Origin of the sequence: Paenibacillus foliorum, from assembly GCF_013141765.1 — a bacterium.
Classification (GTDB): Bacteria; Bacillota; Bacilli; order Paenibacillales; family NBRC-103111; genus Paenibacillus_S; species Paenibacillus_S foliorum.
In genome coordinates, this window is sequence record NZ_WHOD01000017.1 from 39,202 (window position 1) to 64,220 (window position 25,019).

Consider the following 25,019-nt stretch of genomic DNA (forward strand, 5'->3'; position numbering starts at 1 on the left):
TATTGGATAAGATATGCGGAATAGCCCAAATGGGTGTCTGTCTATACAAGGGGTTCCCAACCATTTTATGTGCAATAACTTGTAAAAGGGTTCATAACGATTTGTAACTATATGGTACAATAGCTGTGCTAATATGCTAGAGAGAAAGGGTGAGTCAATGACTTCTGAGCTGTTGGTTTCAAAAGAGCGGATGATAGGGCTCGATGTGATCCGCGGCTTTGCGGTGCTGGGAATTTTTTTCGTAAATGTTCCCGAAATGATCGGTATTGGCAACGCATTTGAGCCTAGTTATAGAGGGTTGGACGCTTTTATTCGTCTGATCTACGACATGCTGTTCCAAACGAAGTTTTACTCCATCTTCGCGTTCTTGTTTGGCGTAGGCTTTTACTTATTTTTTGAAAACGCTGAACGTCAAGGGAAGCGCCCTCGAATTTTGTTTATGAGAAGACTTCTGCTTTTGATGGTTCTGGGTATTGGGCATGCTGTGCTGCTATGGTTCGGTGATATTTTGTACACGTATGCTATCCTAGGCTTCTTACTCCTTATATTTTACAAGCGATCACCCAAGACGATTTTAGTATGGAGTCTTATTTTATCCGGATTGTTTGGGCTTTTTATAATATTAGCTACATTTGCCCTCGGTCTTTCGAAAGAGCTAAGTAAACCGTTGTTTACACATATCCCGGATTGGGGAGAGCGGATCGATTTTTTACTGGGTAGTGGTTTGGGGAATGCTGCTTCATTAAGCTTTGAAATCTTGGGATTGTTTCTACTTGGGCTGTATGCAGGAAAGAAGAGCTGGTTCGAGCATAAGGAGCTTAATGTGACTGTTGTCCACCGTGTGCACATGTCGGCTTTCATTCTATCCATCCTGCTCTTTATTCCGATGGTCCATTATTATAGCTCTCATCCCGTCTACATGCCGATGGAGCTTTACCCATACACCCATTTTACCGGTAAAACAATGGCGATCTTTTACATATGTACCTTGCTGCTGATGATTCATCGATATGGTATTCAGCGCTTTAGCAGCCTGGCAGCGGTCGGGCGAATGACCTTAACCAACTACTTAGTGCAATCTATTCTTACCATGCTGCTGCTGCAGGTTTTCTGGAACTATGTTAACCGCTTGCCGCTGTGGGTAGGGATGGTCTATTCGGTTGCAGTGGTTGTGATTATTATCTTTTGGAGCAAGCTGTGGCTTCATCATTATCGAATGGGACCGTTAGAATGGCTTTGGAGAGCCGGTACCTATGGACAATGGCCTGCATTAAACCGGAAGCAGGGAGTTGCTACAGGAGGAACTCCGACAACGAAGGCTTAAAGAACTTATCTATACTGTTTCAATTCAACAACCTTCCATCGAGCAGGATTTCATGCTACTTTAGATAGTACATCTTACTAAACTGAAGCAGCGGGGTGGAGAGGCTTGTTAATTAAGAAAGCGCTGTCAATAAAAACGAAGCTTGTACTTCTCATCCTATTCTTTTTATGTGTACCGTTTCTAGTCTTTGGCACGCTTTGGTATGTAAGAGCTTCTGAGAGCATTGAGCATAACGCAATTGAATACAGTGAGCAGCTTATGGGTCAAATCAATTCCCAGCTGGATGGATATTTCTCTGATCTGGAGAGAATAACCTACCCTTTGCTGCTGCATCCACAGATACAATCCTTCATGAAGCTCGAACCCGAGGATCAGTATGACAGATTTCTCGTCAGCAAAAAAATATCCGATGAGCTGTTTCCAAACATTACTTTCGGACGTCCTGATATTTATGGGCTTTCTATTGTTTCCAAGAACGGCATTGCCACCGCAAGCTACAGCGCTACTGCAGCCAAAGAAAGCTATGAACAGTATAAGGATGCGCTTCTTGGTGATCGGAACTACCGGATTGTTGGCATTGAATACATGGAATCAACCCCTGTGCTAACGATTGCCCGTAATTTTTTGGATACGGTTTCGTATCAATCCAACGGGATGCTTATCGTTTATGCAAGGCTTAATGAAATCATTAAAATTTGCGAGAAGATCAAGCTGGGGGAAAGCGGTTTTGTATGGATTATGGATGCTGATGGGCGCATCGTATACCATCCTCAGAGGGAGAAGTGGGGAGAGCCTGCTCAAACACCTAAGCTTAGTGCAAATCTGCTGGCAAGTCAGAGAGGGTACTATGTGGAGAAGGCTCAGAGCGACAATCGGCTTATTATATATGAACGCTCTCAGATGACGGGATGGACGCTTGTTTCTGAAGTATCCTTAAAGGAACTGAATGGGAAAATGATTGGTCTTAGGAATGTTACCCTGTGGGTCGGTCTCCTGCTGGTAGGGCTGGCGTTAATGATAACGGGAGGCTTCTCTTTCTATTTAACACGCTCGTTGTCCCATCTGCAGCGGCTTATGCGGCGTGCGGAAGAAGGGGATCTTAGCGTCAAGGCTCCTGAGAGGAGAAACGATGAATTAGGAGGCTTGAATCGGGGATTTAACCGAATGGTCAGTCAGATTGGCCGCCTTATTGAGGAAGTGCAGACTTCCCATAGGAAGGAGCGTGAGATGGAAATCCGTCAGCGAGAATCAGCGCTGCAGGTCATGCAATCCCAAATCAATCCTCATTTTCTTTATAATACATTGGAGATCATTAACTCCTATGCGATTATTGAGGATGTTCAGCCGATTAGCAGGATGGCTACTTCATTGGCTGATATTTTTCGGTACAGTGTTGGTAATCCGGGGCAAGCGGTCACATTAATGGATGAAATCCGTTATATCCGCACCTATTTAGAAATTCAACAGGAGCGCTTTAATACTCTGCAAGTCGAGATTTGTGTTGAGGATGAATTACTTTCTCAAATACACGGAGTGAGGCTTATGATTCAACCGCTTGTGGAGAATGCGTTTAAGCATGGCTATCAAGCTAACAAGCAAAAGCCAAGCTACATAGGTATTACCGGCAAGCTCCAGGAGGGGCAATATGTTCTGTGCATTGAGGACCGGGGACAAGGAATGGACAGTCAGCTTATGGAACGGTACAATGCAGCCTTTATGACGGATGACAGCAAGGGGCTGCCGCAGAACGGGGATGTTAGCGGAGCCTTTGATACCATCGGTTTATGGAATGTGCATCAACGCATCCGAATTAGCTTTGGACCGTCCTATGGGCTATATATCGTCAAGTCCGATGAGACAGGTACTCTTATTGAGATGCGGCTGAAAATCATCAACTGGAGAGAGGGTGAAGAGGATGTATAACGTATTAATTGTTGATGATGAAGTGATGATCAAGCGTAGTCTAACCAAGCTAATTAATGGGAGCTCGCATGGATTTCGCGTCTTGGGGGAGGCGGAAGATGGGAGCGAGGCGCTCGCTCTATGGGAGCGGCTGAAGCCAGATTTGATCATCACCGATATAAGCATGCCGGTTATGGACGGCTTGGAACTCATTGAAGAAATCCGCAGCCGGGAACAGGCAACAGAAATTGTCATCTTATCGGGCTATGATGATTTCAAGTATGCGCAGCAGGCAATGCGCTATGGAATCATGGATTATTTGCTCAAGCCGGTCCGACAGGAGCAGCTGGAGGATCTGTTGGGCAAAGCGGCAGCGCGATTGGAGCAGAAAGGCAGAAGCTTGAAGGAGCGGGGACAGAGGCTGTGGGAATGCAAGGGGATTGCGGGCTCGATTGCGGATGACCTGTGGATGGTTCGAGAGCTCGAAGCTCTGCGGCACCTAGCAGATTTTCAGCAGCAGCTGTTGAATCGCGGATTGACTATCGCGCAATGCTCGGAGCAGCTGGAGGATGCGCTCATCTTGGCAGAAGCGGAGCTTGTAGCCCAAAGCGGCGGTAAATTGCAGGAGCTTTCGAAGCCTCTGCTCTCCCCTGCAGCGCTATCTCCAGATGAGCTGCTGCATCGTGCGGGAACGAGCATTGCCGCATATGCAGAGCAGATACGTATTATGCGTAATTGGGGACAGAACCAGAGTATTCAGAAGGCGGTTGAATATATCGCAGCTCATTATATAAGTGAGCACTTGTCACTTTCCCATGCTGCTAATGAGGCGGGTATGTCTGACTCTTATTTCAGCAGGTGCTTCAAAGAGGAGCTCGGACTGAGCTTCATAGATTACGTCATCAAGCTTCGAATGGAGAAAGCAAAGGAGCTGTTGGAAGCTGCAGAGAGTAAGACGTACGAAGTTGCCTATGCTGTTGGATATACGGACTACCCGCATTTTTCTAAATCCTTTAAAAAATACTGCGGGTTATCGCCCAATGACTACAAGAAAAGATTTAGCAATACATAAATAAATAAGACGTGGCAGCATTGCGCGTCTTTTTGTTTTGTATTTCTTTAGAACATGGAGGGAGTAAATATGTCAAAAAAGCACAACTTGTAACCTTTAAACACATGGTCGCCAGAAATGATAGCGGTTACAATTGAGCAGTGAGAAGGGGAAGGAGAGATACAATGGAGTTAAGAAATAATGGCACAGCACCGGAACCAGCAATCTCCATTCCGGCTGAAGTCTCGAAGCGAAAGCCATATTGGTACAAACATTGGCAAATTTATTCGATGGTGCTTCCTGGGCTGATTTATTTTATTTTATTCAAATATATTCCGCTAACAGGCGTGATTATCGCATTTCAGGATTACAACGTGTTTAATGGAATTTTTGGCAGCAAGCTGGTTGGGCTTAAGCATTTTTACAACCTGTTTACGTATCCCGAATTTCTGAGAGTGTTGAAGAACACGCTGCTGATTAGTATCTACCAAATCGTATTAGGGTTTCCGGCCCCTATCGCTTTAGCTATGCTGATGAATGAAGTGCGGCGGATGTTTTTCAAACGAACGGTGCAGACCATTCTTTACCTCCCGCATTTTCTGTCATGGGTCATTGTAGGAGGGCTTGTCATTAACTTCTTGTCACCAAGCTCGGGTATGGTTAATGACATACTGAGGTGGATGGGGAAGGAACCGGTATTTTTTATGCAGGAGCCCGGCTATTTCCGTTCGATTGTCGTCATCTCCGCCATATGGAAGGAAGTTGGCTGGGGTACGATCATTTACCTTGCGGCACTAGCGGGCATCAATCCAGAGCTGTATGAAGCTGCTGAAGTCGATGGAGCGGGTAAGCTGAAGCAAGCTTTTAGCATTACACTGCCCTCGCTCCTGCCAACCATCATGGTGCTGCTGCTGCTAAGAGTGGGAAACGTGCTTGACCTCGGCTTTGAGCAGATTTATATGCTGCTGAATCCTCTGGTGACGGAGACGGGCGAGATCATTGATACTTACATTTATCGGATTGGTCTTTTGGGTGGTCAGTACAGCTATACGACAGCTATCGGATTATTCAAATCACTTGTTGGTGTCATTCTGGTTGTCGGAGCCAACCAATTGAGCAAGAAAACAACCGGAAATTCGATTTATTGATTATAGAAAGGAGAGCGGTACTTTGATCAGGGAAAATGCTTCACGCCGTGCGTTTAACTATGGCAACTATTTGTTTCTCACTATTACCGGTTTAGCTATGCTGCTTCCTTTTTTGCATATATTTGCAGGCTCTTTTAGCAGTGGCAATGCCATTTCCCAAGGTCGGGTTAGTATTTTTCCGGTTGAGTGGACTTTGATTAATTACGAAGCCGTTCTCCAGAACGCGGCCATATGGAAATCCTTTGGTGTGACGATGCTGCTGACAGTGGGGGGGACGGTCTTCAATCTGTTTTTTACCTCACTGATGGCTTATGGCTTGTCCAAAAATGAGCTGAAGGGCCGCTCACTCATTTTAATGCTGATTGTTTTCACGATGATTTTTCAAGTGCCATTGATTCCTGGTTATTTGCTCATCAAGTCCTTAGGGATGCTCAATTCGCTGTGGGCACTTATTATTCCCGGAACTATAAGCGCTTTCAATTTGATCATTATGATTTCCTTTTTCCGTGAAATTCCTGAAGGACTTGTAGAGGCTGCTCGTATTGACGGCTGTGATGAGTATCGGACCTGGTGGAGCATTGTGCTCCCGCTGTCGCTTCCATCCTTAAGCACTGTTGGACTGTTTTACGCGGTTGGTCATTGGAATGGCTACTTCAGTGCGATTATGTACATCCGGGATCCCAGCTTGTTTCCTCTCCAAGTAAAGCTGCGCCAGCTGCTCGTTGACAGTGATACCGAAGCGCTCATGCAAAGCGTGAATGTGACGCTGCAATCGATGGAAGGCATAAAAATGGCAACGATTATGGTCGCTACCCTCCCGATTTTGTTGGTTTACCCGCTGATTCAGAAGCATTTTATAAAAGGCGCTATGCTGGGATCAGTGAAAGGTTGATATAGCACTTCATTATAATTATAAAGGAGAAGGGTCACATGAGAAAAAAAATGACGATGCTCGCATTATCAACGGCTTTGGCTGCCGGAACATTGGCTGGTTGCTCATCAGGTGGCGATACTAAGGGTCAACCTAATTCACCGACCAAAACAGACAGCAAGCCGGTTAAGCTGAAGGTAGGAATTGGCACCGAAGGGCTGCAATACATTGAGGGCTCCGCGAATATTAATGAAGACAAGTATACGAAAAAGCTGCGTGAAATTTCTAAAACGGATGTGACGCTGGATTTAATTCCGCATCGTGAATTTGATCAAAAGCTGACGCTGTTGTTTGCCGGTGGCGAGCTGCCGGACTTGCTGCAAACACATGGTATTAATAAGCCTGAGGTGGCTCCGGCTATCGATACGGGCGTATTAATTCCGCTGAACGAGCTGATTGACAAGTACGGTCCTAATTTGAAAAAGAACATCCCGAAGGAATCATGGGATTTCGCCTCCGTGAGCAAAGACGGCAAAATATACGGTGTTCCAACGGTAAATGCTACGCCTAATGGCAACGTTATGATGGTCCGCAAGGATTGGCTTGATAAGCTGGGGCTAAAGCCGCCGAAAACGGTAGAGGAATATATCGAAATGCTGAAGGCGTTTAAAGAAAAGGACCCGAACGGTAACGGAAAGCAAGATGAGATTCCATTCTCCGGACGGGAGAAGCTTGCTTTTACCGAGGCATTCTTCGGGGCTTACGATGTCATGCCGGCGGACTGGAAATTTGAAAACGGACAGCTGATTCCTAACCTGATCCGTCCGAAGATGAAAGATGCATTAGCGGTTTACCGTCAGCTCTATGAACAAAAGCTGTTGGATAATGAAGTATTCGTACAAAAGCCTAAGGATTGGGATGCGAAAATTAAGGGTCAGGGCATTGTAGGCTTATGGATCCACGGTCCAAGATTGGCCGATAAATGGGCGGCTGAGGTAAGGACAGGAACACCAACTGCTCAATTGGAAATCATTCCGGCGCCAGTAGGACCTGACGGCAAAGGCGGCTTAGGCATCAGCTCTGCCGTCGGGGGCAGCGTATGGGTTATCCCAAAAACGACGAAAAATCCGGAAAATGCCATTAAGTTTTTGGATTGGTTTTACTCAGACGAAGCCCAGAAGTTCCTTACCTACGGGATAGAAGGAGATGACTATACGTTAGAGGGCGGAAAGATCAAGTACAAATATCCGGAGAAGCAGGAAGACATATATCGTGAAGAAATGCATCTGACATGGCTACGTATGGTCGGACCTTCCCACTTGAGTGATGCAGAATTTATGAAAAACCGTCCTTCCGGTGACCTTGTAATGAAGGCGATGGATGTGGCTGCCAAGGAAGGTCGGAAAAATGATGGTTTAGGTATGCCTGCTCTGCCAACTTCACAAGCTCGCCCAGAGCTCGGGAGAGATGGCCTCTGGTTGGAGATGGCTGCGAAAATCGTAACGGGTAAGGAATCGCCAGATGCATTTGATAAGTTTGTCGAGGATTGGAAAAAACGCGGTGGAGATCAAATTATCAAAGAAGCGACTGATTGGTATAAGAGCACACATAAATAGTTAGAGTAAAGGCATTGCTTTATGCAATGCCTTAATTCGTTAAGGAGTGGTGGACATGGAGCACCTGGTTGGAACGCATGACTTAAAGCAGCTCCCCTTATGGGGGCCATATACGAAGAAATACATTGGCATTTCACATATTGCAGACGCCCAAAGAGGTTTGCGATTTGATTTGAGCGTATTCCCCGGGTTTTATCGCAGAAAGGTAGACGTACCGAATGCGATGTGGGAGTCGGGCTACCATCCGTGGGAAGCGTCACCCGATCTAAGCTGGTACACGCATAGGCATGAGCTGGAATGGAAGGATCAAGTTTATACGGATATCTCCTATGCTGAGATGTCTGGGAACGCGAGACTTGTCCGGTGTGAACTCGTTAACCGTACCGAAGCTGAGCAGAATGTTGTGCTCCACTACATGGCTTCGATGCATTTTCCGCAGGTGCGTGGTCATGGGGAGCTGCTGCGAACAGTTCGCCCGGAGCTTCCGGAGGGGGCATTGTGGACGGATGCACTGGACTATGCGGAGTTGTCCTACGCAACGCCCCGGCCAAGCGACAACCTGGTATACGACGGCTTTTTTCGGGGTGAAGTACGCGGACAAGGATTAGTGGGAGGCTCTGCGCTTCTTTTCGGTAGGGAAGCGGGGGATCGTGCTTCCTACACGGTTGTGATTGCCAAGCCGATGGAGCGAGCCGTGCTGCTGCTGCGTTTCAGAATGAACGAAGGGCACCGTATAAGTATTAGGCTTGGCGGTGCGATGGATGCTCCCATTGAGCTTACTGGGACAGGTGAGCTGGCTGAAGCGAGTGTTAGCTTAGGAGCGCTCGGGGCAGGGCAGCATGAGCTTATTTTTACTGCTGGCGAAGCTGCTGCAACAGGAGAAGGTGGTAACGTCAGCAATAACGGTAGCAGCAACGACAACCGCAACCGCAGTGCTTTCGCCGTCTCTGTGGAGTTTGACGGGTTTGTCATTACGGATCAGAATGTGCTTGATCAAGTACGGTTTATGCCTGAATCGGACGAGGCGCATCCACACATGGTCTCGGGACCTGTTCCGAACAGCTTGCTGCTGAAATATGAAGGAATCGAACACTATTATGGGTTGCTGTGGGTTTATGATGACTACGAGGTGCGGGAGTTCCATTGTGATGAGCTCGATCGTTTTATGCGTCACAATGTGCATCATCATACTAGCTCTATTTTTAAGGGAGAGGGGAGGGGCCATTTTACCAATGTGTATTTGAGGCCCATTCCTTTGGCTCCGCGTTCCAGCAAGCTTATATATGGAATGGTATGCAGCGGAAGCAAGGACGATGTGGAGCGTGAGCTTTCTTCCTTTCTGATGAATGAGGAGCAATGCGAGGCGACCTACACTTCGATGAAGGAGAAGTCATCGCAGGGCAGGACGAAGACTTACAATCCGTCCGGTGAACCTTACCGATTTAGCCAACAACTGATGGAGGCCACGCTGGCTACTAATGTCGTTTATCCGGTTTATACGAAGCGTTCTTATATTCGTCACAGTACTCCAGGTCGTTGGTGGGATAGCCTGTACACCTGGGATTCCGGTTTTATCGGGATTGGCTTGGCGGAGCTTGATATGGAACGGGCGGTGGAATGCTTAAATGCTTACGTTACTGAACCGGGAGATCCGCATGCCGCGTTCATTCACCACGGAAGTATGGTTCCTGTACAGCATTATTTGTTTCTGGAAATTTGGAATAAGACACAATCTAAGGAACTGCTGAACTATTTCTACCCCAAACTTAGGCAATATTATCAGTTCTATGCAGGTAAGCTTGGGAGCTCGACAACAAGAGCATTATCCTCTGGCTTGCTGAAGACATGGGATTATTTCTATAATTCCGGAGGCTGGGATGATTATGCTCCACAGGTTGAAGTTCATCGCAGCCGGTTGACGGCTGAAGCAGCTCCAGTGTCCAACACGAGCCATGCCATCCGTATAGCCAAAATTTTAAAAATGGCGGCAACCGCAATAGGCGGTCTTGATGGAGACATTGAGGAATACGAGGGGGACATTGCTCTTTTTGGCAAAGCGATTCAGGATTATGCATGGGATGAAGGGAGCGGATACTTCGGTTATGTTCTGCACGATACTAAGGGTCAACCTAATGGATTGCTACGCCATGAAAGCGGGCAAAACTATAATATGGGGCTGGATGGAGCTTATCCGCTTGTAGCCGGTATTTGCAATCCTGAACAAGAGCATCGTTTGCTTGAATATATATCCGACAGTAGTCGTTTATGGAGCCCTATCGGTTTAACAGCCGTTGATCAGAGCGCTGCTTATTATAAAAAAGATGGCTATTGGAATGGCGCAGTCTGGATGCCTCATCAATGGTTTTATTGGAAAATGCTCCTTAGTCTTGGCTACAGCGAACAGGCACACCGAATCGCCCGCACGGCGCTGGAGCTATGGAAGACGGAGACAGGCGAGACCTACAACTGTTATGAGCATTTCATTGTCCAATCCGGAAGAGGGGCAGGGTGGCATCACTTCGGTGGGCTGTCCGCTCCAGTGCTGAGCTGGTTTGCCGCCTATCACCGACCAGGGACGCTTACCTGCGGTTACGATGTTTGGTTGGAGCAGAAGGAGTTCAGCATGGATAATTCGGAGCTTATCGCCGAACTTCGCTATTTTGGTGCGGCAGATCGCACTCACTCTCTTCTGGCTTGCATGCAAGCAGGGCGTAACTACCGGGTCACCTGGAACGGGAACCCTGTGGATGTCCTATCCGCTGAGGATGGTGTCCTGGACATTCGATTACCTGGGGAAAGCAGTGGGAGGCTGATGGTTTCCGAGGTAGTATTGAGCAGATAAATATCTCTTTTTAAAAAAAATCAGCAGTCCACCCAAGATCGCGAAGGCTTGTCCTGCGCGGGCTTGGGCTTTTCGTGCTGATTTCTTTTATAATTCTTTCATTTGTGTTTTTTATAATAAATCTAGCAGGTTGATTACTTGGCTTACGGCATTTGTGCCTTCGCAATAGAAAGAATATCGCCGATCTTGTTTTCAAGATTAAGGATGGCTTGCTTCTCTTCATTGATTTGATGTGTCAAAGATATTAGGGAGGCTAGCGTGTCCAGAACGCTAAGGGGTTCGCTTTTTTTAGCTGCTTGTTTGAACGTATTCCACACTGGAGTTACATCGGTTTCGATAGTCTTGATCGAGCTTCGCTTACTTTTAATTTCTAAATTAACAGGGGCGATGTCTTCCAAGCTGCCTCGAATTTCTTTCTTCTTTTTCGCTGCCAGGTCTTTTGCTGCCCGCCATTCATTTTCTTTTGTACTGATGTTTATACGCGCTAATTGAACAGGGATTTTTAAGATATTAACTTGGAAGCGGAGCATGCTGTTTAAGTCTTTGTTTTTCAACATTCTGGCGGCTTCAATCTGTTTATTCAAAGAGCTGTAATGAGAGAATAACGCCTTGTATTGCTCACGAGTTTGTGTGACTTCAGATTCAAGCTTGTCCAAGTTGTCAGCGTCTATTTGTTGGATTTCTTTGCTGAGGGAGGCCGAAGTCTCTTGGTTACGAGTATGAAGTGCTTTGATCTCTACATCCAAGTCTTGTGATTGTTTCTGGAGCATGAGAAGTTCGTCATACAGAGAGTTGATTTTATCCGCCTGTGAACTTTCAGCAGCTGCAATCGTTTTATCGAGCGAGGACTTGATGGAAGTTGTGAAATTAATCGGGGCAGCCGCTGCTGTTGTGGGAATGCCGGAAGCCAGTATAGAGGCGGTAAGCAAAGCTATGAAAATTGTCCTTTTGTTCATAGTACTCCTCCTTTTTAACACATAGAATGTAAGCTGCAGGATTGCAACAAAAAAAGCACCAATAAGAAAGGCAATTAGCCTCCTCTTACCGATGCTTCCGTTGTAAGCGATCCAATGAAATTATATGTGTAAATATACAAGATGCCTTAACAGTCTGTCAAGGAAAAGGAATAAACGAATGGGGGACAAGTCTATAAAACTATTATTATGAAAAATTAGTAGTACCTTGGAACTAGGTTTGGTGTACAATTTATAAAAGAAAGCCACGTTTATTTAAATAATAGAATGGAGAGTACAGCCTCATGCTCAAGCTTTTTACAGGTAAGACGATGGTAAAGGCAGCCCAGAGGTTTACAGAAGATAAGGAAGAATATACGAAGGTACTATGGCTTTTTGGCTATCTATTTTGCGTAGTATCGGCATCCACGCTTGGGCGGACTTCGGCAGACGCGCTATTTCTTTCGCGGTTTGATGCATCGCAATTATCCATCATGTATTTGCCGCAGTCAGCATCCCTTATTTTGATCGGTATTTTGTTCCAGAAATTTAGCAGTCGTTTTCGTTTGGATCGATTGATCAAAGTGTTGATTCCAATTGTTTCGTTGCTAGTACTCGTCTCCAGAATTGGGGTGGGGCAAAATTACACATGGGTTTACCCTGTGATCTATGTGGTTTACGATGTGTTTAATTTTCTAATGATCGTAATCTTCTGGCAATTTGCCACCTCTGTGATGGACCAGCGAAAGGTGAAACGGATGATAGGCTTAGTTGGGAGCGGGGGGATCATTGGAGGGATTATTAGCGGCTTTGGTTTAAAGCTGCTAGTCCCACTGACGGGTACGGCCAATCTAATCTATTTCTATGCTGCACTCCAATTGCTGGCTTTGATAGCTGTATATCGTGTTATTGGGATGAGTAGAGATCCAGAGGAATTGTTCTCAACGTCGAAAGCGCGAACGAAGAAACCAACCAATGAACGTAAGCGGCAGGGGGAACAGAAGGCGGGATTGTTTCAAAATGTTCCCCATCTGAAATACGTCGCCATTATGTCGGCCACTTTGGTGCTTTCGCTCACTTTTGTCGATTATCAATTTAAAGTCATTCTTAGAAACACGCTGCAAAATGATGCTCTTGCCGGATTTATGGGGAGCTTCTACGGTTTTTCCGGGCTGCTTGCTTTGTTCGTTCAGTTATTCGTTGCTGGTAAATTATTAACTCGGTTTGGAGTTATGACAGCGATTCTCGTATTCCCTATTGCCTTGTTTACAGGTAGTCTAGGGGTATTATTGATGCCTGTTCTTGCGCTGGCCGTTATCGTAAAAGGAAGTGATAAGGTAGTTGGGGATACGATTTATTCCTCTGTAAGCCAACTGATCATGTTTCCGATTTCTCCAGAATGGCGGAATAGGGCCAAAGGCTTTTTGGACGGTGTCGTGCGAAATGGAGCCAAGGGGATAGCGGGGATCAGTCTAATTATTTTATCCCCGCTGCTTAGTGCAGGGCAGTTTAGTTATGTTATTCTCGCTTTGCTCGCCTGCTGTGTAGTAGCCGCTATAAAGGTGAAAAAAGCTTATTTGCAAACCTTGCTGTCTACTTTGGAAACGAGGGGGACGGATCTTCAAGAAACGGAACTCGATTTAATGGACCCTGCCAGTCGACAAATTCTGATCTCTGCACTAGAGAGCTCTGATAGGCATCAGGTTATGTATGCCCTTAAGATTTTACGCGGGCTGGACGGCTTTGACCTATCTCCACATATCCCGGCGCTGCTTCGCAATCCTTATCCGGAGGTTTGTGTAGAAGCTATCATCTATATCGAACAAATGACTCCGGCAGGATTGGAGCAAGAATTGCAGGAGCTACTAAGCTCACCCAATCCTCAGGTCAAAGCCCAAGCCTTGTTAGCATTAGCGGCTTATTCCAAAGAAGAGTATTTGGATCAAATTACGCTGCACCTTGAGGCAGATGAAGTAGAGATTAAAGCCGGAGCGATAGCCGGATTAATAAAATTTTATGGAATTGAGGGGATGTTTCGCGCAGTCGGAACGCTCAAGCAATTGATTGAAAGTACGGATGAAGAGGAACGGACGGCCATGGCTGTCTTATTTGGTCGGATTGGAATCCAAAGCTTCTTCAAGCCGTTGGTTCCGATGCTGAATGATACCTCATCAAAGGTGCGAATATGTGCATTGGAATCTGCAGCATTGCTTCGTGTACCTGCTTTAGTACCTCATATTGTGCTAATGCTTCAGGATAGTCGGACGCGGCGGCATGCTATTGAAGCGCTGGCGGCTTATGACGAGAAAGTTATCATCGGACTGCTGGAGCCCTACTTTATTGAGGAAGGTACATCATTGCTCCATTTGCCCAAAGTTTTCGAACGAATTGGAACGCAAGGGGCTTTTGATACTTTATTGATCCATTATGGCCCCTCGAATTATGAAATGCGGGATAAGCTTTTGGAAGCGCTGAGAAGCTTGCGTCATGGGATCCGGCAGGTGGACGAAAAGCTTGTGGAGGAATTGATCCTCCAAGAAATACAGCTATATTGGCAATTTGCCGAGCAGAGCGCAGGAGTTGCTGGAAATAAAGCCTATTCGGCCATTTCGGAAGCGGTAGATCAGATCCGATCCTCGATGACCGGTCGTATTTTTGGACTCTTGGGGCTTGTTTATGAATCCAAAACCGTTCAAGCGGTTTACGCTAACTGGTCTGAGGGAGAAGCAAGGCAGCAAGCGAATGCGGCAGAGGTTATGGATCAAATGCTGCTCGGGAATCTTCGAATGGAAATAATTAAGATCATGTCGTCTCCACAAAAAGTAACAGGTGCCCTGAAGAAGGAAGCTTTGGAGGACGAAAAGCTGATTTGGCTCTATGAGCATGGGGATGAGTGGCTGCGGCAAATGATACAGTTGGACGTTATGCAGGAGAACAGGCTAGTGGAGCACGCAGCGCTTAAACTCCGATTGGATGCATCCAAGAACATTTCATTAGATTGGCTGGCCGATCAGATGAAGCGGGTTCTTTTGCTGAAGAAGGTGTCTTTGTTTCAGGGATTGACGAGCAGGGATTTGTTTTTTATTGCGGCACAATTGAAAAGGGTAAGTGAAACAAGTGGGGCTACTGTATTTAAAGAGCGTGATCCAGGGGATTCCTTGTATTTAATACAAAGCGGTAGAGCTGGCGTATACCGTAATCAAGAGAAGATAAGTGAATTGAGAGTTGGAGATTGCTTTGGCCAAACAGCCATTTTAACCAAAAAATTAAGAACGGCGACAGTCCGAGTCGAAGAGGATATTCAATTGTGGAGGCTTGATTCCACTGCGTTATATGAGTTGATGTTTGACCGCACGGGGATTGCATTGGAAATGATGAAATTGCTATCACGCCGCTTGCGGACTATGCTTGATCGCAGTGCGCAACCTAGGGAGGAGTCGGTTCAACAAGATCTGACTTCTAAACAGGAAGCTTTCTCTTCATTGGCGGAAGTGGCCACTGCTTCTTTGGCTGAGTTGAGACAGGCTGACTCACTAGCTGATTCGACGCATAACAACAAGATTCTACGTAGAGTACTGATTCTACAAAAGATTGACCTGTTTTCCCATTTGACTCAAGATGATTTCATTCGTTTGGCCCAAATGGTGGATGAAGTTGAATACGAAGCAGGAGAAGCTATATGCGGTGTAGGTGATTTCGGCGACTCCATGTTTGGAATTATTGAAGGAAACGTTCGTGTGCATAGGGGGAGTGAAACCTTCGCCTTTTTAGGCGAAGGAGAATATTTTGGCGAGATGGCCATCATTGATAGCGGCCCTCGTTCTGCTGATTGCACAGCGATAGGTCAGACTGTACTGCTTCAGCTTCAAAAAGATCAGGTATTCTCCTTCTGCTTCCAAAATATTGACTTGCTCCGCAGTATGATGCAGGTACTCGCTGACCGGGTTAAAGGTATGCTCCATGAAGATGGAATTCGCTAAACATACTGCATAAAAAAAACAACGGTCATCCTTCAGGGATGGCCGTTGTTTCCTTTTGTTCATCTACTCAATTGTAGAAATCGCGATAGAGTAGTACTCTTAATCCATTTGCTTCACTGGGCTTAGCTTACGATAGGTCAGCAGCTCCGAAATGGTTACAAAACGGTAGCCGCGGTTTTTGAGCTCAGGCAAAATTTGCTTTAGAGCATCAATCGTTTGTGTCTTGCCTTCAACCCAATCATGAAGTAGCACGATATCGCCGTTTTTCGCATTATTCAATACGGTGCTCGTAATCTTGGCAACACCTGGCGTAGCCCAGTCTCTTGTGTTAATATGCCAGGACCACATTACTACCGTGTAACCGGCTTTTCTTGCTGCAAGGACAAGGGCTTCATTATAATATCCGCCCGGCGGCCGGAATAAATGGGGCTTTTGACCGGATGTTCTGTAAATGATCTTCTCCGCACGACTTATTTCCTCGGAAATTTTATTCTCGGGAAAGGACCGATTGAAGTAGGTATGATGGTATGTATGATTGGCTAGCTCATGACCTTCGGCAACCTCGCGGCTAACAAGCTCAGGGTGTAGCTCCGCTTTATTTCCTACAATGAAAAAGGTCGCTTTGGCCTCATACTGCTTCAAAAGCTCTAAGATTTGCGGCGTATCCTCCGGATCGGGACCGTCATCGAAGGTCAATGCTATTACTTTCTCTTCGGTCGGCACCTCCCATACCACTTCGCCCCGCTTCTCGTAGTAGAAGCGATTTTTCTTAGGTGTTTGTGCAGCGCTCAAATTACCGCTTAAACCAATTAATAGACAGCACATCAGCAGTAATATTTTTGCAAAAAATTTCCACATTATGTTGGATTCTCCTTCCCAGATCAAGCCCTTGGCAAAACGGCGTATGCTGGAATTAGCTCCTCGAAAGTGAGTGCATTATAGTTTTCCCGCTTTCTACCTTATTAACCAAGCAAAGATGAAGAAATAGAGGAGCTCTCATGTGAGGGGAACAAGAAAGTCTTGCACAACAGAACGATAAGATTTTTTGCGACATAAAAAACGCTCCTTTTATTAGGGAAATTGGTGGTTTAGAATCCATTTTCCCGAAAAGGAGCGTTCTTTAATTATAGTAAGAGGCAAGGGGGATTGGTTTGCTTACCAGCCTCTTTGATATTGTTTGGGTGCAGCAAGCTCTGCGTTTAATTGTTTAGCTGCGGTTCGCGGCCAATAAGGATCGCGCAGCAGTTCTCTACCTAACAGTACAAGATCGGCACGATCATTGGATATTATTTCCTCCGCTTGCTCTGGCGTTGTGATCATCCCGACAGCCCCTGTGGCGATGCCAGCAGATGCTTTAATAGTGTGAGCGAGAGGGACTTGGTAACCAGGATAAGCATGGATGCTGGCGGGTACAACGCTACCTGAACTGCAATCGATCAGATCGATTCCTTGCGATTTCATTTGTTCAGCAAAATAAATGAAATCCTCGATCTGATTACCTTCAGGATGATATTCATTGGCTGAGATGCGGACAAACAAAGGACCTGTCCAAGAGGCACGGATTCCATCAATTATTTCTCTAAGGAAGCGGTATCGGTTATCCCGATCTCCGCCATATACATCTGTACGGTGATTGGTTAACGGAGATAGAAACTCGTTAATTAAATAGCCATGCGCCCCATGGAGTTCCAAGGCATCAAATCCGGCCGCTTTTGCTCTTTGTGCTGCTTGGACGAAAGCCTGTTGGGTGGCTCTCACCTGCTCCAGACTCATGGCTTCGGGTGTTTTCGAGCTGTCATTGAAGGGGATCGCTGAAGGTGCGATGATTGGGCCTTCAAGGACTGCTTTACGGCCTGCATGAGCCAATTGGATGGCGATTTTGGAGCCTTGGCCATGCACCAGTCCAACCAGCTCCTTCAAGCCTGTTATATGTTCATCACTCCAAATACCAAGATCTTGAGGCGAGATACGACCCTGCGCTGTTACTGCTGATGCTTCTACGATAATAAGTCCAACTTGACCAACTGCTCTTGCTGGATAGTGGATTTTGTGCCAATCCTGTACCTTGCCGGATTGGTCCACGCACGAATACATGCACATAGGCGACATAACAATGCGGTTTTTGAGGGTCATCCCATTTATCGTAATTGGTGAAAATAATTTCATAGCTTCTCTGCCTCCATCCTATTTGTACAATTAGGGATACTTTTAAACATTAAGTAAATAACTCTATAATAGTAAGCTGCTTTATAGCTAAAATTATACATGATTTTTTGGAGGGAAATCCAATTTTGATGTGTTTTTATTTTCGTATTACATCTGAGTCTGGTTTGTGCTGTGTTATCTTAATGATACTGTTCACTTTTTTTTCTGCATTATTCTCCTTTAGCCAATAAATATTACTCGAATCGTGTTGCAATAACATGAAATATGTGGTAATTTATAGTGAATATTGGTAAATAGAGCGGAAGAACCGTCTCTCCCATGCTTAACGGCATGGTGAGGGGCGGTTTTTTTTGCATATTCACCAAAGGTTCAACTAAATAGAATGGGGGGATGAACATGACTAATCAGCTGCTTGGTAAGGGTACCGGCGATGTATTGGGGGATCGCTACAGGATTGTGTCCATATTGGGAAGTGGTGGGATGAGTACGGTTTATTTGGCTGAGGACTTACGCCTCGCTGGAAAGCGTTGGGCGGTGAAGGAAACAAGGCCGACGAAAGAGGAGGCTCATACTTGTTTGGCTGAGGCGGATATGCTGATTCGGCTGAATCATCCGAATTTACCGAAAATTGTCGACTTTTACCCAGCTGATAGCCAGGGTTTTAGCTATCTGGTAATGGATTACATTGAAGGGGAGACGTTGCTTCAACGGTTTGAGCGGCAGGCGAGACGGATGACGGAAGGTCAAGTTATCGGATATGCTTTGCAACTGTGCGATTTGTTTCACTATCTGCATACACGTAGGCCGGATCCGATTATTTATCGCGACTTGAAGCCGGCTAACTTGATGATCGATGTGGAGGAACGGGTAAGACTCATTGACTTCGGCATAGCTCGCAGCTTCAAAGCGGGGCAGGCCGGCGATACGGTGAGCATCGGTACAATAGGCTTTGCCGCCCCAGAGCAGTTCGAGGGGCGGCAGACGGATTCGCGCACCGATTTATACGGGCTTGGTGCGCTGTTGTACTTTTTGCTGAGCGGCGGTCAATATTACTGCGCCGCTTATAAGCGGCTCCGCGAGCATGATGCTGGACTCTCCGCGAGCCTCACAGCGCTCGTAGAGAAGCTGCTGCGAGCGGAACCCGGCGAGCGATGCCAGAGCGCGGCGGAGGTACGCAGCGAGCTTCAGCGCGCGCTGGCCGAGCAGCGTGCGCACGACGGCACAGCCGCAGGCGCGGAGCGCCAGGCGCCGGGAAGCGGAGCAACAGCCCGCGGATACGCGCGGGCGGAAGCAGCGGCTGCCGCTGGCGCAGCGGGCATGGCGCAGCCGCCACGCATAGTCGCGGTAGGCGCGCTGTACGCCGGCGCGGGCGCGACGTTCGCGGCGCTGGCGATAGCCCGCGCGCTGCACGAGCTCGGCGTGCCGCACGCGCTGCTCGAGCCGCCGGGGCGGCAGCCGGAGCTGTACGCGCTGCTGTACGGCGAGAGGCACGCGCCCGCGGGTTATCGCTGCTACAACGAAGCGGGCCGCGAAGAGCCGCTGTCGGCAGCCTCGGCGTGGGAGCACGGCTGCACGCTTTGGCTGCCAGCCAAAGCGCTTCCGTACGCACAGCAGCGCGCCGACTCAGCCGATCCTCCGAACACCGAGCCTGGAGGTCGTGGCACTGACCTCACGGGAGTAGGTGCATCGCTTGCCCATAGAGCAGGAAGGGTTGCGGACGCCCCGGCCTCGCCTGCTTACTATTTGCAAACCTATGGAGGGCCCATCATGGGTGATGGTCTTTATGCTCCTAGCGTAGGTCCTGGCTTGCATAACCATGACAATGCCAGTTCAGGAAGCGGTCTTCGCGGAGCCCGTGATTACTGGATGGCCATGTTTGAGGACTTGGAACGCCCTATCATTCTGATCGATATTGGCTCCGACTGGCATGAGCCTGCTGCGAGAGAACTGTTAGGGATAGCTACTGACTTGGTTTATGTAGCCGATCCGCTGCTGCATAAGCTGGAGTTGGCATCTGCACGGCGTAATCTGCGGCTGCTGGGTGAGCTGCGGCAATCGGGTAAGCCTGTTTACGGCATCGCCAACAAAGCCGTTGCATCGAGCCATACCGCACACTGGCTGCGCGTTCTGCCGGAGCAGCCAGTGTGCTTGATGCCTGCCATTAATCAGGCCAAGCTTGCCGAAGCAAGCTGGCTGGGTGTCTTGGTGCAGGAGCGGCCCGGCGTCAAACAGCCGCTAAACAGGGCTCTGCACCCGTGGCTGCGGAGCTGGCTGCCGCAGATCGGAGGGCAGGCTAGGCCCATCACTAAACGGATGCTAAATAAATTTCTGAACAATGGATAGAGCAGGAGGAAGGGCGCAATGAGCATTGGGTATAGATTCCTTTATTACATTTTAGTTATTGGGTTGTGCTTATCAGGTCCTGCTTTATTAATTGGTTGGAAATGGGTGATAGAGCCGAATTGGGGAACTGTTGATGTTATAAAGGCGGCACGTTCAGTCGAGCGCGGGGTTCGTTTATCGGAAGCAGATTTGAAGATGGTGAAAGTAAAAAAAGATCAGCTTGTCGAAGGTGCAGTCGTTAGGCTGCCTTCCGCACTTAAACAAGAGACGGCACGTGCGATTCGGCCTAATGAGCAAATAACCGATGCGATGCTCAATACGGGTCATTTGCTCCCTGCACCGAATGAGTGGAATATGCCGCTTCCTACGGAGTGGGTGTTTGGTAAGCCTCCCGGGAGTCTGCTGCGGGGCGATCGAATTTCCCTCTTGCCTGTACAGAAGGAGGACGCCAAGCGTGCGGGAGATCAAACGGCAGAGCAGTCGCTCTCCAGAGAGAAGCTTCTGCAATTAGATGTGCCGTTCTAGGAGGAGAGGAAGCTGCAGGAAATTGTTGTGAGCTTTGCCAAAGGAACGAATAATCAGGAAATTGCTGCTTCGGATGACCGTAAAAAGCCTACTGGAGCTGTAAGTACTATAGAGCTGATAGTGAATGACGAACAAAAGGAGCTGATTCGTAAATACGGTACCAAGGGATATCGATTTCTGGTTGTTTATCGTTGATAGCATAAAGGAGGCAAGTAATATTTGAAAATATATGTTGTGTCAGCAGATCGAAGGCTCCTTGAAGCACTGCGTTTGTCTAGGGAATATGAGGCTGTGACCTCTGTTACTAAAGAAATGGTGACCGTCCTGCTGATGGATGCAAATGCAGATTACCAACAAGGATGGGGTGTGGGAGAGCTAAGCAGTGAAACTATTATCGTACATGGAGATGTATGGCTAGTAAGTGATACCCGGTTGGATATCCACGAGGCCGTAGCCTTGCGCAGACGGTACCCTGACAATAAGTTCATCTACATGCTGAGCAATGGCGATGATCCACCCGCGCTAAAAGCTGTGCAAACCCTTTGTGCTGCACACGGCATGAAGTATGTGCTTCCGTATCGGACACCTGAGCAGGTGGCAGATGAAACTGCCGAGATATGCTCGGGTAAGGAAAGAACAGTTAGCAAAGTGATAACGGTCATCGGAGCGCTACCTCAGATAGGATTAACGTCAAGCCTGATTGGCTTGGGCGTTATGCTCTCGCGCATGAGCGAAGTACGTATCGGCATATTGGGGATGAATGGCTGGAATCCTGGAGATAGCGGCTTACGCTACACGGCCAAATATTTAGATGAGCTGTGGGGGAGCTTGCAGGGAAAGCAGCTTCAAGCTGAAGAGCTTCGCGGCAAGATGCAGCAGTTAGCACCGAAAGTTCATTACCTTGCAGGCAATAGGGATTTAAAGAAGCTTTACTACTACCAGACTGACGGAGTGTCCTGGCTCATCGAGAAGGCACGGGAATGCTTCGATGTTGTCCTGATTGACGCAGGCAGCTATGTGGATCATGCTCTGGCAGCGCAAAGCATCCATGTCTCCGATCTGCTGTTGGTCCAGATGCATCAAGGCCAGCAAGCGAAGGCGCAATGGTGCCGAATGCATGAGCATATTTTGCAGCCTGTGTTTCGGTGGAATGAGAGGCAGAAGATGCTGCTTTTTAACAAAATGCATCACTCCCCTAATTTCGAGAATGAAAAGCAGCTTTCACGTCAGATGGATATGCCTTATATAGGGAGTCTTCCTTATGTAGCATCGTTTCATCGGAGTGAGCTGGAGAGCAGTCTGCTAAACCTGCACTGGCCGGATTATGATAAGGAGCTGCAGAAGGTAGCCCGGGCGATTATGCATTATTACGGTCTACCGCTAGCAGCTAGTGAAAAGGAAGTGAACTGTGGCTATTCGCAAAAGTTGCAGGGTATGCAGGTCAGAGACCGAAAAGCATCATGGTTTAGCTGGATGAAGTCGGCAAGGGAGGCATAATTAGATGGACGGCGAGCCTTTACCCAAAAGGGTATCCTCAACACGTTTTCAAATTGGTCAGTAACGCCCGGATATGGCAAGTGATCCTACATCCGAATTTGCATCTGCGCCCTCTGCAGTTCAGCAACCGCCGGAGATTGGCGCTGCCGCGTCCAGGAAAGCGGCCTTTGAGCTGGCTTGTCTGGCGTTTAAAGAAATGGCCGGAGTCCGTTTTAGCAGTGCGGTTAAGCGGGGAGATGCGGCTAGAATGCAATCAGACCGTAGATCGGTTGATGAAGCGGAAGCCTTTGTTGAGTTGGAAAATAAAGCTATTATCGGAGTTCCCGAAACGGTAACCACGATTATGGAACAGATTCAGTCTTATGTCGATCAGCATGGCTTGCATCCAATGGAACTGCCTGACTATTACCGTGGCCTTAGAGCGTTCGCTCGCGCGGAACAGCAATGCTACTCCGAAATCACACATGCGATGTTTCATGAGATTTACGGATTCAAGGCTCTGGCTTGCTGGCAAAAGTACCCGGACAGCTATGCGGCACAAGTGATTGGAACTGCAATTTGGATTCATCATAATGGTCGGCATGAGAGGATGCCGTTTCAATTTGCTTCTACCCAAGAGGTGGAGAAGATTGTCCGAGCCCTAACACGCCAAAAAGAGGATGCTATCGTTAATTTGTACAATACGACGCTGGAGATCGATTTGTATACGGGTGAACGTGTCACACTCACGGTCAAGCCGGATGTTCGACACGATATCATCACCTTTCGTCGTTTTCTGATCGGACGTGTGACCGTCGATGATTTAGCGGATGAACACCGCAGAACGATTCCTCCGGAAGCGGCTATGCTGCTGAAGGGAATTTCCAAGACGCATTGCAATTTCATAGTCGTAGGACCGCCAGGCACTGGCAAGTCTACAACACTGAAGGCGCTGCTGGCAGAAAGGGCCGATCATTACACAGGTGCAATCATTGAAAAGCATTATGAGCTAGCAGCGGGACGTGATTTTCCGGAAAAAAAGCTGATCGAACGCATAACACATGAAGGTACTTTTCATCATGCGATGGATCAAGTGCTCCGCTTTGACGTCGATTATGCAATCATCGGTGAGGTTCGGCGTGTGGAGGCGGAGGGAGCGATGCTCGCCTGCGAAAGATTGCTCAAGGGCTTTGGCAGCACCTATCATACCTGGAAGCCGGAGACGGTGCCCTCACAGTTTGCAAGGCTGCTGTGCAGCTTAAATCCAGGCGTGAGGTTTGTGGAGGAGGAAAAGCGTGTAGCTGAAAATATTGACCTATTAATTGTTCAGACTCAGGACGCAAGCCGTACACGCAAAAGAATCAAGAGCATCATGGAGCTTCGATACGATCGTTACAATGGTGAAATCAGTACACATGAATGGATGCGTTGGGATGAATCTAATGACACGTGGAGCTATTGTGATGATATTAGTGAACGGCTGATTAAGGAGATGCGCGAAGTCCATCCCGAGTGGGCCGACCTAACGGTCGAACTGCTTCACCGATTGTCCATAGCTTCGCCGATCCCGGCAGAGGAGGGCATCGTTATCTATAACCCTTCAGCGGCCAATCCACTTTCCCGAATAGACAGTTCATTGCAACGGATGGCTGCCGCCTCCTTCATGGGGCAGAGGGTATCCGTTGTGGAAGAATGAGCCACTACCTTGGCTACCTTTCAGAAGCCTGTGATCGGTTAACTGTTATACATCGATTGTTCTGATGCTACAACGAACAGTAAGGGAGGCAGGCTTATTGCCACCAGCGTATTCCGTAATCTATATCACTTTACTTGGAGCAGCAGCCCTTCTTTTTACGTGGGGGCTCTACCTGCTGCTGTATCCTCTGCTCCGTTACATGAGCGCGCTGCTTCGCACGGAGCGCAGACATAGCTCAAGAATGAAGCTGCTGCATGAACAACGTCATCGTCAAGTGAAGCTGGTTGGGCTTATCGTGTTTTACAGAAGGCTAATTCGAGAGCTGGAGCTGCTCTTAAAAGTCACGCAAAAAGAACGGTTTAACGATTCGTCTGTTCAAGGTTTTTTATTACGCACCATTTCCTGTGCATTATCTGCAGGGCTCATCAGCTATTTCACAGCTTATGATATCAGGTTTAGCCTATTTACAATGGTGATAACAATTGCCCTGCCTGTGGTGTACTATCGCTTAAAGCTTCGCAGCATGCAGATTCAAAGCGGTTATGATCTCGCTGAGGTTGTCGGTATTTTAACAAGTAAATATAAGGTTACGCGAGGTAATATGCGCACAGCTCTTCAGCTTTCATGTCTCGAAATCGAGTCAGGACCCATCCGTCGTCATTTTATGAATTTACTAAGGGAGGAATTAAATTATGTGGAATCGAGTGAAATGGAGAAGGCGGTTGAAGAATTTATTTACAGCATTCAGACATCCTTTGCCAAACAACTGGGCTTAACAGTGCTGAAGGGGCTGCTGCGCAGTGAGAATGTAGAAAGCACCCTTATGGCGATTGATAAAAACATTCATAAGCAGATCGATATGCTGTGCGACGAAGGCGATTCCAGCTCTGAAGTGATACAGCTAAGCTGGCTCCATGTTCTTTTGTTTCCGCTGCTTTTGCTAATGATGGTTGTGTTTATGGGTTATAACAGTACGGTTTATTATCAACTGGGAACGGAGCAAGGGAGGTTTTGGCTGACAGTGACCGTTTGTTTTATAGTGGGGTCGCTGCTGCTTGCAGTATGGTTCCGTCGGCCGCCTAATGATTATTGAATTTTATTGAATCGATGATGACTAGGAAGGCTT

General features: G+C 47.5%; 17 protein-coding genes. 14 read left to right on the forward strand and 3 right to left on the reverse strand.

The features are described from left to right. Positions 1-133: 133 nt before the first annotated feature. The 7 genes from GC093_RS05215 to GC093_RS05245 all read left to right on the forward strand — a co-directional run bounded on the left by GC093_RS05215 (position 134) and on the right by GC093_RS05245 (position 10,754). Positions 134-1,324 (forward strand): DUF418 domain-containing protein, encoded by a 1,191-nt coding sequence (locus tag GC093_RS05215; protein ID WP_171650808.1) that lies wholly within the window; start codon positions 134-136, stop codon positions 1,322-1,324. A gap of 105 nt (positions 1,325-1,429) precedes the next feature. Continuing rightward, positions 1,430-3,247: a sensor histidine kinase gene (locus tag GC093_RS05220; RefSeq protein ID WP_171650809.1), complete on the forward strand. Its 1,818-nt coding sequence runs from the start codon at positions 1,430-1,432 to the stop codon at positions 3,245-3,247. Then, entirely contained in the window at positions 3,240-4,298 is a 1,059-nt protein-coding gene (locus tag GC093_RS05225; protein WP_171650810.1) for a response regulator transcription factor, read from the forward strand. The genes GC093_RS05220 and GC093_RS05225 overlap by 8 nt, the downstream gene beginning before the upstream one ends. 164 nt (positions 4,299-4,462) lie before the next feature. Then, complete coding sequence (locus tag GC093_RS05230; RefSeq protein WP_246313569.1) at positions 4,463-5,425, forward strand: ABC transporter permease; 963 nt, start codon at positions 4,463-4,465, stop codon at positions 5,423-5,425. A 22-nt stretch (positions 5,426-5,447) separates the two neighbouring features. After that, entirely contained in the window at positions 5,448-6,317 is an 870-nt protein-coding gene (locus tag GC093_RS05235) for a carbohydrate ABC transporter permease (protein ID WP_246313577.1), read from the forward strand. 38 nt (positions 6,318-6,355) lie between these two features. Further along, the gene (locus GC093_RS05240; RefSeq protein WP_171650811.1) at positions 6,356-7,912 is read left to right on the forward strand and encodes an extracellular solute-binding protein; all 1,557 of its coding nucleotides are present in this window, start codon (positions 6,356-6,358) and stop codon (positions 7,910-7,912) included. Positions 7,913-7,967: 55 nt separating this feature from the next. Then, on the forward strand, positions 7,968-10,754 hold the full coding sequence (locus GC093_RS05245; protein ID WP_171650812.1) for an MGH1-like glycoside hydrolase domain-containing protein: 2,787 nt from the start codon (positions 7,968-7,970) through the stop codon (positions 10,752-10,754). Between the two features lie 143 nt (positions 10,755-10,897). On the opposite strand, the gene GC093_RS05250 is transcribed toward GC093_RS05245, so the two are convergent. Beyond that, positions 10,898-11,710, reverse strand: a complete 813-nt coding sequence (locus GC093_RS05250) for a hypothetical protein (protein ID WP_171650813.1) — start codon at positions 11,708-11,710, stop codon at positions 10,898-10,900. A 302-nt stretch (positions 11,711-12,012) separates the two neighbouring features. Here GC093_RS05250 and GC093_RS05255 point away from each other — a divergent pair, with 302 nt between their 5' ends. After that, positions 12,013-15,687, forward strand: a complete 3,675-nt coding sequence (locus tag GC093_RS05255; protein ID WP_171650814.1) for an Npt1/Npt2 family nucleotide transporter — start codon at positions 12,013-12,015, stop codon at positions 15,685-15,687. 99 nt (positions 15,688-15,786) lie between these two features. Here GC093_RS05255 and GC093_RS05260 read toward each other — a convergent pair whose 3' ends face one another. Together GC093_RS05260 and namA are read right to left on the reverse strand one after the other, a co-directional pair. After that, positions 15,787-16,545, reverse strand: coding sequence for a polysaccharide deacetylase family protein (locus tag GC093_RS05260; RefSeq protein WP_171650815.1), 759 nt, complete (start codon positions 16,543-16,545; stop codon positions 15,787-15,789). Between the two features lie 297 nt (positions 16,546-16,842). Then, entirely contained in the window at positions 16,843-17,853 is a 1,011-nt protein-coding gene (gene namA / locus GC093_RS05265; RefSeq protein WP_171650816.1) for an NADPH dehydrogenase NamA, read from the reverse strand. A 396-nt stretch (positions 17,854-18,249) separates the two neighbouring features. Between namA and GC093_RS35445 the strand changes: the two genes are divergently transcribed. From GC093_RS35445 to GC093_RS05295, 6 genes are all read left to right on the forward strand, one after another. Further along, positions 18,250-20,196 (forward strand): serine/threonine protein kinase, encoded by a 1,947-nt coding sequence (locus tag GC093_RS35445; RefSeq protein WP_216624511.1) that lies wholly within the window; start codon positions 18,250-18,252, stop codon positions 20,194-20,196. An 18-nt stretch (positions 20,197-20,214) separates the two neighbouring features. Continuing rightward, positions 20,215-20,721, forward strand: coding sequence for an SAF domain-containing protein (locus GC093_RS05275; protein WP_171650817.1), 507 nt, complete (start codon positions 20,215-20,217; stop codon positions 20,719-20,721). 27 nt (positions 20,722-20,748) lie between these two features. After that, positions 20,749-20,916: a hypothetical protein gene (locus tag GC093_RS05280; RefSeq protein WP_171650818.1), complete on the forward strand. Its 168-nt coding sequence runs from the start codon at positions 20,749-20,751 to the stop codon at positions 20,914-20,916. Between the two features lie 24 nt (positions 20,917-20,940). Further along, positions 20,941-22,218 carry a P-loop NTPase family protein gene (locus GC093_RS05285; RefSeq protein ID WP_171650819.1) on the forward strand — a complete coding sequence of 426 codons (1,278 nt, stop codon included), beginning with the start codon at positions 20,941-20,943 and terminating at the stop codon, positions 22,216-22,218. A 73-nt stretch (positions 22,219-22,291) separates the two neighbouring features. Beyond that, positions 22,292-23,893 carry an ATPase, T2SS/T4P/T4SS family gene (locus GC093_RS05290; RefSeq protein ID WP_171650820.1) on the forward strand — a complete coding sequence of 534 codons (1,602 nt, stop codon included), beginning with the start codon at positions 22,292-22,294 and terminating at the stop codon, positions 23,891-23,893. A gap of 97 nt (positions 23,894-23,990) precedes the next feature. Next, entirely contained in the window at positions 23,991-24,986 is a 996-nt protein-coding gene (locus GC093_RS05295; RefSeq protein WP_171650821.1) for a hypothetical protein, read from the forward strand. Positions 24,987-25,019: the final 33 nt, after the last annotated feature.